The sequence below is a fragment of the Streptomyces sp. NPDC057616 genome (genome assembly GCF_042800575.1).
Lineage (GTDB): Bacteria > Actinomycetota > Actinomycetes > Streptomycetales > Streptomycetaceae > Streptomyces.
Window position 1 is genome coordinate 1 of record NZ_JBHVGU010000036.1, and the last position, 18,325, is coordinate 18,325.

At 73.1% G+C, this 18,325-nt stretch carries 9 protein-coding genes; 6 read left to right on the plus strand and 3 right to left on the minus strand.

Going from position 1 to position 18,325, the window contains the following annotated elements:
• The 3 genes from ACFU97_RS35075 to ACFU97_RS35085 form a co-directional block, all read right to left on the minus strand.
• A partial coding sequence (locus ACFU97_RS35075; protein WP_384264660.1) for an NAD-dependent epimerase/dehydratase family protein occupies positions 1-276 on the minus strand: 276 nt, incomplete at its 3' end.
• A gap of 244 nt (positions 277-520) precedes the next feature.
• Entirely contained in the window at positions 521-1,495 is a 975-nt protein-coding gene (locus ACFU97_RS35080) for a helix-turn-helix domain-containing protein (RefSeq protein WP_384264662.1), read from the minus strand.
• A gap of 46 nt (positions 1,496-1,541) precedes the next feature.
• Positions 1,542-2,747, minus strand: a complete 1,206-nt coding sequence (locus ACFU97_RS35085) for a cysteine desulfurase-like protein (RefSeq protein WP_384264664.1) — start codon at positions 2,745-2,747, stop codon at positions 1,542-1,544.
• A 237-nt stretch (positions 2,748-2,984) separates the two neighbouring features.
• Here ACFU97_RS35085 and ACFU97_RS35090 point away from each other — a divergent pair, with 237 nt between their 5' ends.
• The 6 genes from ACFU97_RS35090 to ACFU97_RS35115 all read left to right on the plus strand — a co-directional run bounded on the left by ACFU97_RS35090 (position 2,985) and on the right by ACFU97_RS35115 (position 18,325).
• On the plus strand, positions 2,985-4,409 hold the full coding sequence (locus tag ACFU97_RS35090) for a hypothetical protein (RefSeq protein WP_384264666.1): 1,425 nt from the start codon (positions 2,985-2,987) through the stop codon (positions 4,407-4,409).
• Between the two features lie 52 nt (positions 4,410-4,461).
• The gene (locus tag ACFU97_RS35095) at positions 4,462-5,691 is read left to right on the plus strand and encodes an AAA family ATPase (protein WP_384264668.1); all 1,230 of its coding nucleotides are present in this window, start codon (positions 4,462-4,464) and stop codon (positions 5,689-5,691) included.
• A gap of 170 nt (positions 5,692-5,861) precedes the next feature.
• Positions 5,862-7,436 carry a VWA-like domain-containing protein gene (locus ACFU97_RS35100; protein WP_384264670.1) on the plus strand — a complete coding sequence of 525 codons (1,575 nt, stop codon included), beginning with the start codon at positions 5,862-5,864 and terminating at the stop codon, positions 7,434-7,436.
• Positions 7,437-7,571: 135 nt separating this feature from the next.
• Positions 7,572-9,182, plus strand: coding sequence for an MFS transporter (locus tag ACFU97_RS35105; RefSeq protein ID WP_384264672.1), 1,611 nt, complete (start codon positions 7,572-7,574; stop codon positions 9,180-9,182).
• A gap of 145 nt (positions 9,183-9,327) precedes the next feature.
• Entirely contained in the window at positions 9,328-9,702 is a 375-nt protein-coding gene (locus ACFU97_RS35110; protein ID WP_384264674.1) for a hypothetical protein, read from the plus strand.
• Positions 9,703-10,156: 454 nt separating this feature from the next.
• On the plus strand, positions 10,157-18,325 hold the full coding sequence (locus tag ACFU97_RS35115; RefSeq protein WP_384264786.1) for a type I polyketide synthase: 8,169 nt from the start codon (positions 10,157-10,159) through the stop codon (positions 18,323-18,325).

Here is an 18,325-nt window from a genome sequence, read left to right on the forward strand (position 1 = left end):
GTGCACCCGGCTCTCTCGGGTCTCCCTCTTGTACGTGTCGGTCCACGGGTGGTCGCTGACGCCGGCCCCGGCCAGCCCGACCACCGCGTCCGCCCCGTCGAGCAGGGCCGGGTCCGCCGTGCCCGCGCGCGGGTCCCACCGCGCCTCGACACTGCCGTCGGCCCGCGCCCGCGGCTCGCGCCGCACCAGCCGGGTCACCCGGTGACCGTCGGCGAGCAGCGAGGCGGCGAGCGCGCCGCCGATCAACCCTGAGGAACCACTGATGACGACGTGCATGGGAACCGGCCTCGATCCGGACGCAGGAAGCGGTCAATGCGTTTGACTGTTCAAACAACAGCCCACTCTAACGCGACGGCGGGGCCAGGACTCCCCGGCGGTCCTGGCCCCGCACGGTCCGCTCCTACTTCCCCGCGTGGAGATCCCAAGGATGCACCGCAGGTCACCTTCGTGTCGTTGGCGTACGGTCCACAGCCGCTTGGCGACGAGTCCACCGCGGAGGAAGGGGGCCACCGGTCGGGAACTACTCGGGAAGGACTCCGCACCGTTCGCGGTACTCGCTCGGCGGGACGCCCTGCGCTGTGCGGAAGGCGCGCGTGAACTCGGCGGCGCGCGGGAAGCCCCACCGGGCGCCGACGGCATGGATCGGCAGCGCGCGCAGGGCCGGGTCGGCGAGGTCGCGGCAGGCGTTCTTCATCCGCTGCTCGCGGATGTAGCAGCCGACGGTGGTGCCCTCGGCCTGGAAGAGGCGGTACAGGTAGCTGCGGGAGATGTGATGCGCGGCGGCGATCCGGGCGGGGGTCAGCTCCGGGTCGCCGAGGTGGCGGCGGATGAACGCCTTGATGCGCAGGGTCAGCGTGCGGGTGCGTGTCTCGGGCGGCAACTGCCGCTCCGCGTCCAGGGCGTGGGCGAAGACGGCGGTCACCAGATCGGCGACGACGGTGCCCAGCCGGGGCCCGTCCGAGGGCCGGTAGGGCGCGGTGTCCGAGACCAGCTGGATCAGGAACTGCGCGAGCAGCGCGCCGACGCCCGCACGGCTGGACAACCGGCTCCCGATCACCCGGTCCGCGCGCTGCGCGGGCAGCGCCACCAGCGAGCGCGGTATCTCGATCCCGATCATGGTGACCGGGTCGGGGCCGGTGGAGATCTCGTACGAGCGTGAGGAGCTGTTGGTGTGGAAGTCGTCGATGCCGTACGCGATGTGCTGCCGGCCCCAGCTGGCCGCCCCCTCCCCCTGGCGCAGCAGGGAGAGGTGGTAGGCCTCGGGGTCGGACTGCCGGACGAGTGCGGGGGTGCGCCGGAAGACCAGGTGGTCGAAGGTCGCCGGCCACACGATCACGTCCCCGAGGCCGAGGATGCGCTGTTCGCCGTGGTAGTCCGCCGCGCGGTCGCTGGCCAGGTGCATGGGCGCGTGGGTGCGGCCCATGCGCTCGGTCCAGGCCTCGAACCGGTCGCCCACCGGCAGGTCCACGGTCCGCAGGAACGATTCGTCCAGCACGGCGGTAGTCAATCACACGGGTGTAGAGGGCTGGTGCGGCCCGTGCTCAGCCGGTGAGGAACTCCGTCAGTCCGGCCAGCAGCCGGTCGACGTCCTCCGCGTTGTTGTAGGGGGCGAGCCCGATGCGCAGCCCGCCGGTGTCGCCGAGGCCGAGGTGGCGGGAGGCCTCCAGGGCGTAGAAGGAGCCCGACGGGGCGTGGACGCCGCGTTCCGCGAGGAAGGCGTACGCGTCCGTCGTGGACCGGTCCTCGAACGTGAGCAGCAGGGTGGGGGTGCGGTCGGCCGCCCTGGAGTGGATCGTGATGCCGTCGAGCGCGGACAGGCCCTTGTCGATCTGGGTGCGCAGGGTGTCCTCGTGCCCTTCGAGCGCCGTGAACGCCGCGGCCAGACGCTCGCGCCGCGTGCCCGCGGCGCTGGGGTCGAGGCCGGCGAGGAAGTCGACCGCCGCCGTGGTGCCCGCGAGGAACTCGTAGGGCAGCGTGCCCAGTTCGAAGCGCTCGGGGACGGCGTCGGTGGACGGCAGGAGCTTGTCCGGCCGCAGGGTCTCCAGCAACTCCGGCCGCGCGGCGAGGACTCCGTGGTGAGGGCCGAGGAACTTGTAGGCGGAGCAGACGAAGAAGTCGGCGCCGAGGCCGTCGAGGTCGACGAGCGTGTGGGCCGCATGGTGGACGCCGTCGACGTGGCAGAGCGCTCCCGCCTCGTGTGCCAGGCGGGCGATCTCCGCCACGGCGGGGCGCGTGCCGATCAGGTTGGAGGCGGCGGTGACGGCGACCAGGCGGGTGCGCTCGGACAGCACGGCGCGGATGTCGTCGGCCGTCAGCTCCCCGGTCGCGGGGTCGAAGTCGGCCCGGCGCACGGTCGCACCGGCCTGTTCGGCGGCCTGCACCCAGGGGCGGATGTTGGCGTCGTGGTCCAGGCGCGTGACGACCACCTCGTCGCCGGGCCGCCATGTCTTGGCGAGGGTGCGGGAGAAGTCGTAGGTGAGCTGGGTGGCGCTGCGCCCGAAGACGATCCCGGCCGGGTCCGCGCCCAGCAGGTCGGCCATGGCCCGGCGGGCGCCGGTGACGATGGCATCAGCGTGGCGCTCCCCCGGCGCGATCTGTCCGCGGTTCGACAGCGGGCGGGACATCGCGTCCGCGACGGCGCGGATGACGGGCTGCGGGGTCTGGGTGCCGCCCGGGCCGTCGAAGTGCGCCGTTCCGGCGGCGAGGGCGGGGAACTGGGAGCGGATGGCGGTGATGTCGTACGTCACGAGAGAGCTCCTGTGGGTGCCGGGCCGGAGCAATGATCGTGCGCGATCGGCGGCGGGCGTGGCAACCATGCGTGCCGGGCGGGTGACCTCGGCCCGGCGCCGGGGAAGGCTTCCGCGCCGGGAATCCGACCTGCGCGAAAACGTGTGGCGGTGCGGGCACGGCGGACGTACGCTCCCCGCGATGACTACTCACTCTGCTGTCAGATTGGGGGTCCCGTCCGCGCAAGGTGAGTGCTGATGCACACGCCCTCCGCGAACGGCGATTCCCGCCTCTCCTTCTGGCTGCGCGTGCGCGAGTTCGCCGTGCCGCCCTCCATGATCGACACCGCGACCGCCCGCCGCAGCGTGGGCGACTGGGCGGGTGCGTGCGCCGCCGCGGGCGTCGACGTCGACCTGAACCTGCGTTCCGTGGCCCGCGACCACGGCCAGGCACTCGTGACTCACCTGCGTTCGGATCTACGGCAGTTGGCGCCCGACCTGCTGCGCTGGCACCTGCCGAGGATCGCCCCCGACGGACTGCTGCGCCCGGGGCTGACCATCGTTCTGGCCCGGTACGGCGCCGAGGGGCATGACGCTCCGGGGCCGGTGCACCTCGTCGTCCGGACGCCGCCGGCCTGGGCGGACGGCGGGCAGCGGATCAGCCTCGCACTGTGGGACGGGACCGGCTTCGAGGACGGTGCCCGCCGTCACCCGCATCCGCGTCCCAGCCCGCGGTTCCGAATGGACCTGCACCGCCATCTGTGGGACGCGAGCAGAGCCGGTGAGCTGCGGGCCCGCTCCGGCGCCGACCGACCGGACGACGCCAACACCCCAGTGCTGGCAGAGGAGTTGCTGGCTCGGGTGCCGCACGGGCACCGCTGCGCGCTCGACCGGTGGGCCGCCGAGGCGGGGATTCTGCTGCACGCCGAAGAGCGGCAGCGCGGCTCTGACGGTTCCGTGCTCGTACGGCTCGGGGGCCGGCATCGGCTGGTTCTGGAGATGCCGGCGGCGGGGCGAGCCTCCGTCGTACGGCTCGCGGGCGGTGCCAGGTCCCCGCACGGGCACGGTTCCGCACTGCCGGTTCTCCCCGATGCGGCGACGTGGGTTGCGCCCGATCTGGAGCTGCTGCGCTCCGGCGCGATCGACGCCGGCCGGCTGCATCCGCTGGTCGCGGCGGCTCTCACAGAAGGAGACGGGGAGCCGTACTCCGAGGCGCCCCGTTCCACGGAACGGCCAGGTCAGCCGTGTCTGGTGGAGTGCCGTGGCGCACGGCACCGGATCGGGCTGGTCGACGGCGTGCTGGCGGCGCTGGACCACGACCCGGCCGAGATCCGGCGGGAAGAGCTGCTGGTCGAACTCACCGGCACCCCCCTGCCCTGCCTTCAGGCGATCGACGAGGCGCACCGCCGGCCGGACTGCCTCACCGGGGTGCGCGAACGCCTGGACCACGGTGACATCGCCGGGGCGCTGGCCGTCGTCGAGGGTCTGCTCGGTCCCGGCGCGCATCTGCGCGACGGCCCGCTGCGCGACGAGCTGGAGGCGGCCGCGCAACGGCGCATCGCCTACGGCCTGTTCCGGGCGGGCCTGATCGGCGCCGCCCGCGGGCCCGCCCGCCTTCGACCCGGCGACCTGCGGCGCAGCCAGGACCATCTGGCACACCCGCGCCACGCTTCGCTGCGCTGACCTGGCGCCATCCCTACGCTGCCCATCCCCTACGTACTCAAGGTGATCATCCATGCCTACACGCACCCATGTCCCCACGACCCAACTCGACGTCGCAGCACAGCTGTTGAGCCTGCTGGGCGACACCGCCACCGAACCCCGCCCCGACAACCAGCTGGAGGCCCTGACGCTGGCCGTGGCCGCCGATCTGCCCGTGCTGTTGTGGGGTGAGCCGGGGATCGGCAAGACCGCGGCCCTCACACAGCTCGCGGAGTCCCTGGATCTTCCGCTGACGACGGTGATCGCCAGCGTGCACGAGCCGTCCGACTTCTCGGGCCTGCCCGTCGTCGGGGACGATCCGGCGGAACAGGGGGTGCCGATGGCTCCGCCGGACTGGGCGGTGCGGCTGGTGCGGGCCGGGCGGGGCCTGCTGTTCCTGGACGAGTTGTCTACCGCGCCGCCCGCGGTGCAGGCCGCGCTGCTGCGTCTCGTGCTGGAACGGCGGATCGGCGCTCTGCGGCTGCCGCCCGAGGTGCGGATCGTGGCCGCCGCCAATCCGCGGTCCTCGGCGGCCGACGGCTGGGAGCTGAGCCCGCCGCTGGCCAACCGGTTCGTCCATCTGCAGTGGACCCATGACCACGAGGTCGTCGTCCGCGGTCTCGGCGGGACCTGGCCCCGGGCCGCGATGCCCCGCCTCTCCCCCGACACGCTTCCGGAGGCGGTGGAGTTCGCCCGCCGCGCGGTGTGCGCGCTGCTGACCGCGCGCCCCAAGCTCGTACACCAGCTGCCCACCAACGAGACCCGCCGGGGCGGGCCTTGGCCGTCCCCGCGCAGCTGGGAGATGACGCTGCGCCTGATCGCGTTCGCGACCGCGGCCGGGGCGTCCCGGGATGTACTGTCGCTGCTCGTACGGGGCACCGTGGGCGACGGCCCCGGCCTCGAACTGCTCACCAGCATCGACCGGTTGGACCTGCCCGACCCCGAGACGCTGCTCGCCGACCCGGCCCAGGCCGAGCTGCCCGAACGCGGTGATCTGCGCCAGGCCGTGCTCGACGGGGTGGTGGCCGCCGTCCGCAACCGCCCGGAGCGGTCCCGCTGGGACGCGGCGTGGGCCCTTCTGGTCCGTGCGCTGGAGACCGGGGCGCCGGACCTGGTGGTCGTCCCCGCGACCACGCTCGCCACGCTGCGCCGCGAGGACTGGGACGTACCGGCGTCGATCGAACGGCTGACCGGTGTGGTCTCGGTGTCCCGCCGCGCGGACCGGGCACGGGCCGCCCTCACCGGGAAGGCGGGCCGCCGATGAGCGGGGAACTGCCGGGAGCATCCCGGGGGCCACAGACACCGGCCGCGAGCAGCCCGCCGTGGCGGGCGCGGGCGTCGACGAAGACCTCGAGGTGCACCGCGCCTGACACGCCGACGGGGCCCAAGACACCAGCCGCGCCTGACACGCCGACCGGAACCAAGACACCAGCCGTGCCTGACACGCCGACCGGAACCAAGACACCAGCCGCGCCTTACACGCCGACGGGGCCCAAGGCACCAGCCGCGCCTGCCACGCCGACCGGAACCAGGACACCGGCCGCACCCAAGACTTCGAGCGGACCGGAGACACCGGCCAAGACTTCGACCACGCCCAAGTCCCCGCCAGGAGAGAAGACTTCGGCCGCGCCCGAGCCCCCGGCCGCACCCGGGGCTTCAACCACGCCCAGGACCCCTGCCGCACCGCAGACTTCAGCCGCACCCAAGCCCCCGGCGGGGCCTGCGACTTCGACCGCGCCCAAGACACCAGCCGGCCCCGAGACACCGGCCGCACCCGGACCCCCTCCACCAGACACACCCGGCACCCTCGACCTCGACAAACTCTTCGCCGCCCGGCTCTACGCCGCCCAGGCCCGCCCCTACCTGGCGACCGCGCTCTTCGCCCTGCACGTCGTCGAGTCGCGGCAGGTGCCGACGATGGCCGTGGACCGGCACTGGCGGTGCTACGTCTCGCCGGGGTTCGTGGACCGGATGCCGGTGGAGGAGCTGGCGGGCGTGTGGGTGCACGAGGTCTCGCACCTGCTGCGGGACCATCACGGGCGCAGCGACCGGGTGGCCCGGGAGCGCGGGCTGACCGGCCACGGCGAGCGGCTGCGGATGAACATCGCCGCGGACTGCGAGATCAACGACGACATCTACGGCGACGGTCTGGTGCGACCCGAAGGCGCGGTCGGGCCGACGGCGTTGGGGCTGCCCGCGGGTGAGCTGATGGAGGACTACCTACGCCAGTTCACGCTCGGCGCGCGGACGCAGGACATGGCCTGGCTGGACTGCGGCAGCGGCGCCGACGGCCGGCAACGGGGCTGGGATCTCGGCCCGGACGGTGCGCACGGTCTGACCCGGCGGGAGCAGGACGCGGTGCGGTTCCGGGTGGCGCAAGGACTCAGGGGCCGCCCGGGGGACGCGCCGCAGGGCTGGCGCCGGTGGGCGGAGGAGGCGTTCCATCCGCCGCAGCCGTGGCGGGAGTTGCTCGGGGCGGCGGTCCGTTCGGCGGCCTCCGCTCCCGGCGCGGGGGAGGACTACAGCTATGGCCGGCCCTCGCGCCGTGCGGCCGGGCTGCCCGGTGTCGTCCTGCCGAGCCTGCGGCGCAGGCCGCCGCGGGTGTCGGTGATCATCGACACGTCCGGGTCGGTCAGCGACGCCGAACTGGGCAGCGCGCTGCTGGAGGTCGCCGCGATCTCCCGTGCCGTGGGCGGCCGCCGCGACCTGGTCACGGTGGTGCCGTGCGACGCGGCGGCCCGCATCGCGCACCCGTTGTGCCGTGCCGAGGGGATCCCGCTGATGGGCGGTGGCGGCACGGATCTGCGGACGGGGTTCGCGAAGGCGTTGCGCACGCGCCCCGACGTCGTCGTGGTGCTCACGGACGGCCAGACCCCGTGGCCGGCCGCGCGGCCGGCGTGCCGGACGGTGGTGGGCCTGTTCCCCCGGCAGCCGAGCTGGAACGAGGACGACCCGGACTACGTCCCGGACACCCCGCCCGCCTGGGCACGGGTGGTCGAGATCGGCTAGACGAGCGAAAGAGGCACGGGCCGCCCGGATTCCGATGTTGGGCAAGTCATTGACCGCCGCCGAAATACTGCCCTACATTCACAGCGATTCCCGGCGCCGCCACACCCCCGTAAAACCGCTCAAAGGGGAACCCACGTGTCCACAGAAGCGCGCACCCAACCGGATTCCACCGCCGTCACCCCGCCGCCCGGCGGCCTGCCCGTCGGCACGCTGGTGGCCGGCTGCTTCGCGGTCTGTCTCGCGCAGATCGCACTGGCCATGCCGGCCACCCTCAACGGGCTCTTCCAGGAGGACCTGCACCCCGTCGGCTCGCAACTGACCTGGATCTCGGACGCGTTCCTGCTGCCGGTGTCCGTGCTGGAGCTGACCTTCGGTGTGCTCGGCGACCTCTTCGGCCGCAAACGCCTGCTGGTCGGCGGCGGCGGGCTGCTCGTGGTCGGCGAGGCGCTCGCGGCCGCCGCGACCGGCATCCACATGCTCTGGGTGGGTCAGGCCATCGCGGGCCTGGGCGCGGCGGCGCTGTTCCCGACCTCGCTCGCGATGATCGCCGCGGGCACGCACTCGGCCAGGGACCGCGCCCGCACCATCACCATCTGGGCCGCGGCTCTGTCCAGCGGCGGCTTCGTGGCCCCGGTGCTGGGCGGTGTCACCGGCACCTACGGCTCCTGGCGCTGGGCCTTCGTCGTGGTGACGGGCCTGGCCCTGCTCAGTACGGTGCTCAGCCAGCTGCTGGCCCACAACTCCAGTGCCCCGCAGGGGCGTTCACTCGACCTGGCGGGCCAGATCACCATCGGCGTCGGCATGTTCGCCCTGCTCTACGCGGTCATCCAGGGCCCGGCGGACGGCTGGACCGCGACACCGGTGGTGATCGCCTATGTCGTCGCCGCCGTCTTCATCGGCCTGTTCGTCGTGGCCGAACACCGGGCCGCCGCACCGCTGCTGCGGCTGGACCTGTTCAGGAACCGGGCGTTCGCGGTGGCGTCGTTCGTGGCGGTGGTCGGCATGTTCAGCTACCTCGGTACCGCGTACGCGACCAGCATCCGGCTGGGTCCGATCCAGCACCAGAGCCCACTGCGCGGATCGTTCGCCTTCGTCCTGCTCAACGCCTGGGCGCTGCTGCTGATGCCGGTGATCTCCCGGCTGCTCGAGAGGGTGAGCCCGCGGTGGGTTCTCGGCACCGGCCTGGGCCTGATGGCGGCGGGCGACTTCCTCGCCGCCACCCTCTCCGTCCACGACCGCGCCCTGACCTCGCTCATCGTCCCGATCGGCCTGGTCGGCCTCGGCTTCGCGCTGACGGTCTCCTCGATCACGGCCACCGCCGTGAACACCGTGGAGGTCCACTACGCGGGCATGGCCAGCGCCTCCACCAGCCTGCTGCGCGACTTCGGCTTCACGCTCGGCCCGGCGGTCATCGGCGCGATCGCGCTGAGCCGCGCGGCGGACGAGTTCACGTCGAAGCTGTCCGCGTCCGGGCTCTCGGCCGAGGCCAAGGCGGCCGCGGGACAGGTGGCGGCGGAGGGCGGTCCCCTCGCCTCCAACTCGGTCCCACCGTCGTCCCCGCCGGGCGGCGCGGTGCCCTTCGCCCTGGAGGCGCTCGGCAACGGCTACGCGATCGGCTACGTCGTCTGCGGCGTCGCCGCCCTGGCCTGCTGCCTGCTGAGCGTGGTCGCATTGCGCGGCAAGGGCGGCGAGGACGCCACCGTGGGCATCGAGGAGGAGGCGTCAGAACGGCCCGCGGCCGTCTGAACAACAGCCGACGAATACGGCTCCGGTATTTGAGCAATTTGCAGAACGAGTGACCATTTCGGGGATGCCCGGGGGAACGTGTAACACGGCGGAGGGGCGCGCGCGCTGACATACAGGCACAGTGACGCGTCAGATTGGAAATCCCGTGAGCAATTACGAACCCGGGCCCGGGTACCAGGCCTACGACCGCCCGCCCGAGCCCGTCCCCCACCCGGAACCGGCCCGCCGCTACGAACACCGCCAGTCCGCCGGACGCAGAACCGGCCTGCTCATCCAGACGGTCGCCGACATCGCGGCCGCCTTCCTGGGCCTGTGGATCGTCCTCTACCTGCTCGACGCGAACCGGGACAACGTTTTCGTCGAATTTGTGCACTCCATGGCGAACGCACTGGCATGGTGGTCACAGGACATTTTCACCATGGACACAGAAGGCTTTCGCATTCTCCTCAATTTCGGCCTGCCGGCAGTGATTTATCTCGCGGTCGGTCACGGCATCTCGGCGCGACTCAGCCGCGTCTGACAGAATTTTCCGGATTGGCCCGCGCAACATGCCCGCGCAACATGATTGAGGACCTGAGACAGTGACACCCGAGACACCCGGAAACGATCACCTGCCGGTGTACGAGAGCCTGCTGCGTGAGCGCGGTGACGTCGTGGCGGAGGCCCGCGTGGCGGCGCTGCAGATGCAGCACCAGGCGCCGCAGCCGCCGCTCCCCCACGACCAGGTTCCGCCGGGGCCTCACCCCGCTCAGCATCAGGCGGGACCCCAGCAGCCTCAGCACCAGTGAGGCTCCCGTAGGGGCAGCCGGCCGTACGCGGACGGTCTGCCCCTACGGGACGAGCCGGGCCGGCGCGCCACGCGCGCGGCCGGATCCTTCGGTTCCCCGAACCCCCTCCCCGTAGGCTCAACCACGTTGGCCTGCAGAGAGATTGACGACCGCCGTCTCGCGGCAGGCGTCATAGGGGGCGGGATGATGACGCACGACGAGCTGATCCGGCCGCTGCCGGAGCTGCTGAAGGCACACGCGCAGACGTCACCGTCCCGTGTCGCGTTCGCGGACGACGTACGTGCCGTCACCTACCAGGAGTTGGAGCGCCGAACCGGGCGGCTGGCCGCGTACCTGGCCCGCACGGGCCTGCGGCGCGGCGACCGGGTCGCGATCTGCCTGGGCAACTGTGTGGAGACGGTGGAGAGCCTGCTGGCCGCCGTCCGGGCAGGCGCGATCGGCGTACCGCTCAACCCGCGCTCCTCCGACGCCGAACTCGCCCACTTCCTCCAGGACAGCGGTGCCGCGGTCCTCGTCACCGATCCCGCGCACCTGGCACGCCTGCAAGGCCTCGGCCCCGACGGCCCACGCGTCCTGCTCACGGGTACGGGCCCGGTCGCCGCGGACGCCCCGGCCGGCACGGTCCTCTTCCACACGGCCGCCACCGGGACAGCCGAGGCCACCGAACCCACTGACACCGCCGAGACCACTCCGACCATCGGGACGCCGCCGGACGACCTCGGGCTCGACGAGCCCGCCTGGATGCTCTACACGTCGGGCACCACGCACCGCCCCAAGGGCGTGCTGTCCACGCAGCGCGCCGCGCTCTGGTCGACGGCCGCGTGCTACGTCCCGCTCTTCGGCCTCTCGCCCCACGACCGTCTGCTGTGGCCCCTCCCCCTGTTCCACAGCTTCGCGCACTCCCTCGCCGTCCTGGGCGTCACCGCCGTCGGCGCGAGCGCCCGGATCACCGCCCAACTCCTGTCGCCGGACGGCCTGTTGCGGGAGCTGCACTCCCCTCACCCGGCCCTGGACGGCCCCTACACGCTGCTGGCCGGCGTCCCCGCCACCTATCACCAGCTGACGGCCTCGGCCCACGGGTCCGCTCCCCCGCCGGGCCTGCGGACCTGCATCGTGGCGGGCGCGCCCGGCGGACCGGCCCTGCGCGCCTCGGTGGAGACGCTGCTGGGGGCTCCGCTCCTCGATGCCTACGGCAGCACCGAGACCTGCGGCCTGATCGCGGCGAACCGTCCTGAGGGACCACGCCTGGACGGCTCTTGCGGGCCGCCCATCCCGGGCATGGAGGTACGCATCGTCGATCCGGCGTCCGCCGGCGACATCACGGACGGCGGGCACGAGGCGCCGGACGGCGGCCACGACGTGCCGGACGGCGGCGAGGGCGAGATCTGGGTCCGCGGCCCGAGCCTCATGACCGGCTACCACAACCGGCCCGCGGACACGGAGGCCGCGCTGCGAGGTGGCTGGTACCGCACCGGCGACCTCGGTCGGCGCGCCGAGCACGGTCATCTCGTCCTGACCGGCCGGGTCAGCGAGTTGATCATCCGCGGTGGGGAGAACATCCACCCCACGGAGATCGAACAGGTCCTGCTGGGCGCTCCCGGGGTGCGGGACGCGGTGGTGGTGGGCGTACCGCACGAAATCCTGGGCGAGGTGCCGGTCGCCTACGTCGTTCCGGGCCCGGCGGGGGTCGATCCGCGCCGGGTCCTGGAAGTGTGCCGCGCCCAACTGGCCGAGTACAAAGTGCCCGTAGCGATCCGTGAGATCGCGGCCGTGCCGCGCACGGGGTCCGGGAAGATCGCCCGGCATGCGGTGGTGACCCGGGCGGACGGGGAGCCACGTCCAGCGGCGGACGGCGGAGACTCCCTGCGGCGGCGGCTGCTGTCCCTGCCCCCGGACAGGCGGGAGCGGGCGCTGCGCGAGGCGGTGCTCGCCGAGGCGGCCGCCGTCTCCGGCGGCGAACCGTACGAACGACTCGACGGCGACAGCCCGTTCACCGATCTGGGGCTCACCTCCGTCGGCGCCGTCACGCTGACCGACCGGCTCGGCGAGACCACCGGCCTGCGGCTGCCCTCGACGCTGATCTTCGACCACCCGACCCCGGCCGCACTCGCACGGCACCTGCACCACACCCTGTTCCTCCCCGGTGCCGAGGCCGTGCAGCACCCCACGACGGAAACGGGTTCTGACGCGGACGCGGGTGCCGACGCGGACGCGGACGATCCAGTGGTGATCGTCTCGATGGCCTGCCGCTACCCCGGCGACGTCAACTCCCCCGACGATCTGTGGCAGTTGGTGTCGGAGGGCCGGGACGCGATCTCGGAGTTCCCTGCCGACCGCGGTTGGGACCTGGCCGCCCTCTACGATCCGGATCCGGACCGCGTCGGTACGTCGTACACCCGCAGCGGCGGATTCCTGCACCAGGCCGGGCAGTTCGACGCGGGCCTGTTCGGGATCTCGCCGCGCGAGGCACTGGCCATGGACCCGCAGCAGCGGCTGCTGCTGGAGACCTCGTGGGAGCTGTGGGAGCGGGCCGGCCTCGCGCCGAGCGCGCTGCGCGACAGCGACACGGGCGTCTTCGTGGGCCTGATGCACGGCGACTACTCCTTCCGCCTCACCGAGCCGCACGACCTGGAGGCCCACCTGGCCCTCGGGGCGACCGGCAGCGTGGCCTCCGGGCGCATCGCCTACGTCTACGGCCTGCGCGGACCCGCCATCACGCTCGATACCGCCTGCTCCTCCTCCCTGGTGGCGCTGCACTGGGCGGCGCGGGCGCTGCGCGCGGGCGAGTGCTCGCTGGCCGTGGCCGGCGGGGTCACCGTGATGGCGACGCCCAAGGCGTTCACGGCGTTCAGCCGCCAGCGCAACCTCGCGCCCGACGGCCGCTGCAAGTCGTTCTCGGCCGCCGCGGACGGCACCGCCTGGGCCGAGGGCGTCGGCCTCGTCCTGCTGGAGCGCCTGTCCGACGCCCGCCGCCACGGCCACCCGGTCCTGGCCGTGCTGCGCGGTTCCGCCGTCAACTCCGACGGCGCCTCCAACGGCCTCACGGCCCCGAACGGCCAGGCCCAACAGCGCTTGATCGAGCAGGCGTTGAGCGACGCGGGCCTCCGGGCGGGCGATGTGGACGTGGTCGAGGCGCACGGCACGGGCACCACGCTCGGCGACCCCATCGAGGCAACCGCCTTGCTGGCCACGTACGGCCAAGGACGCCCGGAGACCGGGCCGCCGCTGTGGCTGGGCTCGGTCAAGTCCAACCTCGGTCACACCCAGGCGGCCGCCGGGGTCGCCGGGGTGATCAAGATGGTGCAGGCCATGCGGCACGGGGAGCTGCCCCGCACCCTGCACGCACCGACGCCCACACCTCATGTCGACTGGTCCTCGGGCAAGGTGGAGCTGCTGACCGAGTCCCGCCCCTGGCCGGCGACCGACGCCGGACCACGCCGGGCCGGGGTGTCCGCCTTCGGCATCGGCGGGACGAACGCACACGTGATCCTGGAGGAGCCACCAGACCCACCGGTGCTGCCGGAACTCCCGGACCTGCCGGAGCAGCCGGAGCCGCGCGCGGTCGCACGACCGTGCTCCGGTTCCCTGGTGCCTCCCTGGCTGCTGCACGGCGCCGACGAGCGCGCCCTACGCGCCCAGGCCCGCCGCCTCGCCGGCCATCTGAGTGCCCATCCCGGCCTCCCGGCGGCCGGCATCGCACTCTCCCTGGCCGTGTCGAGATCACCTCTCCCCCATCGGGCGATGGTGCCGCCCGGGGACCGGACACGGATGACGGCAGCGCTGCACGCCTTGGCGGAGGCGGCCGACGGGACCGGCGTGGTGCGGGCCGTCGCGGACCCCGGCCTGCGCACGGCCTTCCTGTTCACTGGCCAGGGCGCTCAACGCCTGCGCATGGGAACGGAGTTGCGTGCGGCGTTCCCCGCCTTCGCCGCCGCCTTCGACGAGGTGTGCCGGGAGCTCGACGCACACCTCGACCGTCCGCTGGAGGAGGTGCTGTGCGCGGAGCCGGGTTCGCCCGAGGCGGCTCTGCTCGACCGTACGGACTTCACCCAGGCGGGCCTGTTCGCCTTCGAGGTGGCACTGTTCCGGCTGCTGGAGTCCTGGGGCGTACACCCCGCCTTCCTGGCCGGCCACTCGGTCGGAGAACTGACCGCGGCCCACGCCGCCGGCGTACTGGACCTGCCCGACGCCGCTCAACTCGTCGCCGGTCGCGGCCGGTTGATGCAGGCACTGCCCGTCGGCGGCGCGATGGTGGCCCTGCACGCGACGGAGGACGCGGTACGCGCGGTGCTCGAGAACGCCGGCGAGCGAGTGGCGATCGCCTCCGTCAACGGGCCGCGCTCGGTGGTGATCTCCGGCGTACGGGAGACGGTGCTCGCCATCGCGGCCGGGTTCGAGGCGCGCGGCCGCAGGACCGTACGACTACGCGTCGGCCACGCGTTCCACTCGCCGCTGGTGGAGCCGATGCTGGACGACTTCCGACGGGTCGCGCAGGGGGTGACCTTCCGGGCGCCGCGCATCCCGGTGGTCTCCACCGTGACGGGCCGTCCGGCACAGGAGCACGAGCTCTGCTCCCCCGAGTACTGGGTACGCCACGCCCGCCGCCCGGTGCGCTTCGCCGACGCGGTGCGCTCCCTCGCGGAGCAGGGAGTGTCGGCGTTCCTGGAGGTGGGCCCGGGCGCCGGTCTCACGGCCGCCGCCGGAGAGTGCCTGAACGGCGACGCCGTCGTCGTCGCCTCCTCCCGCGGCGGCGAACCCGAGCCGGAGGCGCTCCTGTCCGCGGTCGCCCGGCTCCATGTGCACGGGGCGCACGTCGACTGGCCCGCCGTGTTCGGGGGCATCGGCGCGCGACGGGTGGACCTGCCGACGTACGCCTTCCAGCGGCAGCGCTACTGGCTCAAGGCTCCGCGCCCGACGGACCGGACGGCGTCCACCCACGGCCATCCGCTGCTGGGCCCGGCGTTCGCGGTGCCGGAGACCGACCGCACCGTGTTCGCCGGGCGGCTCGCCACCGCGGCGCACCCCTGGCTGGCCGATCACGTGGTCGCCGGGAGGGTCGTCGTACCCTCGACGGTCTTCGCCGAACTGGCCGTTCGGGCGGGCCGGGACGTCGGCTGCGACGGGCTGGAAGAGTTGGTGGTCCTGGCCCCGCTGGCCCTGCCCCCGGCAGCGGACGTACGCCTCCAGGTCGTCATCGGCGCGCCGGACGACTCGGGTAGGCGCCCGGTGGACATCCACGCCCGCCCGGACGGGGAGGACGACAGCGCATGGACCCGTCACGCCACAGGTCTGCTCGACCCGGCCCCCGCGCCGCCTCCACCCCCACCTCCGTCGCCCGACACGGCCTGGCCGCCGCACGACGCGACCGTGATCGACCTCGCCCACGCCTACGACGATCTCGCGGACACGGGACTCGCCTACGGGCCGGCCTTCCGCTGCGTACGGGCACTGTGGCGGCGCGGTGACGATCTGTTCGCGGAAGTCCGCCTGCCGGAGGCGGAGTTGACGAACGCCGATCGTTTCGGCATCCATCCGGCCTTGCTCGACGCGGCCCTGCACGCCGCCCTCCTGGCGGCCCCCGCGCCCGAGCCCGGAACGGTCCGGGTGCCGTTCACGTGGAACGGATTCCGCCTCTACGGAGACCGAGACGGAGACGTGCACCGAGCGGGGCTCACGGAGGCGCGGGTGCGGATCACCGTGGGCGGACCGGACAAGTCGACGGTGACGCTCGTAGACGCGTCGGGCTCCACGGTGGCCAGGGTGGATTCCCTGATCACCCGCGAACTCCCGCCCGAAAAGGATGACTTGGCGTCACGGGCCTTGTTCCGCCCCGAGTGGATCGCCGTGGCGGACGAGCCCGCCGCGGACGCCGCGCGCTGGATCCTCCTGGACGACGATCTGAACCTGCGCGACGCGCTCGCCGGCCTGCTCGAGACCGCCGTGCCAGAGCCGGACACGGTCGTCATCACGGCCGCCGGTAGCGCCGACTCGACGGACTCCGACCCGTTCACCACCCTGCACCGGCTGACCGACAGAGTGCTCCGCGCGCTGCAGGACTGGCAGGACGATCCGGAGATGGCGGGCTCGCGCCTGGTGGTCGTGACACGGAACGCAACCGCCTCGGAGCCGGACCTGGCCGGGGCGGCGGTGGGGGGCCTGGTGCGTGCCGCCCAGTCGGAGCTGCCGGGACGTATCGTCCTGGTCGACGTGGACGGACATCCCGAGTCCCTGCGACGAATCCCCGCGGCGGCGGCCACCCACGAGCCCCACATCGCCATCGTGCGCGGCAGGTTGAAGGTACCCCGGCTGACGGCTTTGGCGAGCGCAGATCATCAGGGCGACACGTTCCGCCCCGACGGCACCGTCCTGATCACCGGCGGTACCGGTGCCCTGGGTGCGGAGCTCGCCCGCCACCTGGTCACGTCGCACGGCGTACGGCACCTGCTGCTGACCGGACGCCGCGGCATCCAGGCGCCGGGAGCGGAGGAGCTGCGGCATGCGCTGCAGGAGTTGGGCGCCGAGGTGCACATCGTGGCCTGCGACGCGGCCAACCGGGCCGCGCTGGCCGAGGTCATCGATGGATGTGACCCCGCACTGACGGCGGTCGTGCATGCCGCCGGGGTGCTGGACGACGGCGTGCTCCCGGCACTGTCTCCCGAGCGGATGGCGAAGGTGTTGCGGCCGAAGGCGGACGCGGCCTGGCATCTGCACGAGCTGACAAAGGAGTTGGATCTGTCGGCGTTCGTGCTGTTCTCCTCGGTGTCCGGACTGCTGGGCCGCGCGGGCCAGGGCAACTACGCGGCTGCGAACTCCTTCCTGGACGCCCTCGCCCACCACCGCACCCAACTGGGTCTGCCCGCACTTTCGTTGGCGTGGGGACCGTGGGAGTCCGAACGGGGTATGGCCGGCACGCTGCAGGCCAAGGGGGATGGATTTCGGTCGCTCACCGCGCGCCAGGGCCTGACCCTGTTCGACGCGGCGCTCCACGCGGGCGATCCCGTGGTGGCACCGGTCCTGCTTGACCGGGCTGCCCTGCGTGCCGCCGGAGCACATCTGCCGCCTCTCCTGCACGACTTGGTACGTCCCACGACGCCCTCGGTTGAGAGCGGCACACGCCCCAGCCCGGAGCAGCCTGGGCAACCGGGAGCATGGCGCACGCTGCTGGCCGAGGCCCCACCCACTCGACGCGCGGACATCCTGGCCGAGTTGACGAAGACCGACGTGGCGGCCGTACTCGGCTTCCAGGACGCCGCCGCTCTCCCTGCCGGTCGGTCCTTCGTCGAGCTGGGCTTCGACTCCCTGATGGCGGTGCAGATCCGCAACCGCCTGAGCACGGCCCTGCGCCTCAGACTCCCCGCGGGCGTGGTGTTCGAGCATCCGACGGCCAAGGCCCTGGCCGACCACGTGCTGGATCTGCTCCACGACGAACTACCCGCGAACGCACCGGAGTTCGGCCCGTCCCCGACGCACCGCCCCGCCCAGACCCTCGCCTCCCTCTACCGACGCGTGTGCGAGGCGGGCCGGGTGGTGGAGGCGATGCACATGCTGGTCACCGCGTCCTGGGCGACTCCGACCTTCGACGCGGCCGAGAGCAGACGGCACGCGCTTCCTCCGCTGCGGCGGGCAACGGGTCCCGGTGACGGCCCGGTCCTCGTCTTCTTCCCCGGCACCAATCCGCCGTTCGCGGCCCCTGGCGGGGAGTTCGCCCGCTTCCACGCCTGTTTCGAGGGCGAGTTGGACGTCCTGGAGTTCCCGCACCCCGGCATCGGCGCGGGCATCGCCGTACCGGCCGACCTGGAAACCCTCGCCCTCACGCACGCCGAGACGGTGCTGGAGCAGGTGGGCGGCCGCCCCTTCGTGCTCATCGGAGCGAGCACCGGGGGTGCCGTGGCGCACGCCGTGACCGAACGGCTGGAGACCATGGGTGCCGCGCCCGCCGGGCAGGTCCTGCTGGACACGTACGTCATCGACGACGGCAACAGCGACAAGGAGTGGCTGCTGTCCCTCCCGGCCGCCATCGCCCCGCACCTGGGCGGCCACGACTTCACCGGCGACGAGGACGCGGGCGTCGCGGCCCTGGGCGCGTACACCCGCATGCTCCTCGGCTGGACCCCGCGGCCGGTCGCCACGCCCACCCTCCTGATCCGCGCCACCGACCCGACTCCCGGCATGGCCGCGATCGCCGCCCCGGACGAATGGCGCACCACGTGGCCCCTGCCCCACACCCCGCTCGACGTCCCGGGCGACCACTTCTCCCTCGCCCAGGACCACGCCCGGACCACGGCGGAGGCCATCCGCACATGGCTCGACCGGACCGCCTGGAACAGCCCTGGACCGGCCGACCTCCACCGATGA

Bases quoted from the DNA above. Each gene is read 5' to 3' on its own strand.
- ACFU97_RS35090 (WP_384264666.1), top strand. From the start codon at position 2,985: ATGCACACGCCCTCCGCGAACGGCGATTCCCGCCTCTCCTTCTGGCTG.
- ACFU97_RS35095 (WP_384264668.1), top strand. From the start codon at position 4,462: ATGCCTACACGCACCCATGTCCCCACGACCCAACTCGACGTCGCAGCA.
- ACFU97_RS35115 (WP_384264786.1), top strand. From the start codon at position 10,157: ATGACGCACGACGAGCTGATCCGGCCGCTGCCGGAGCTGCTGAAGGCA.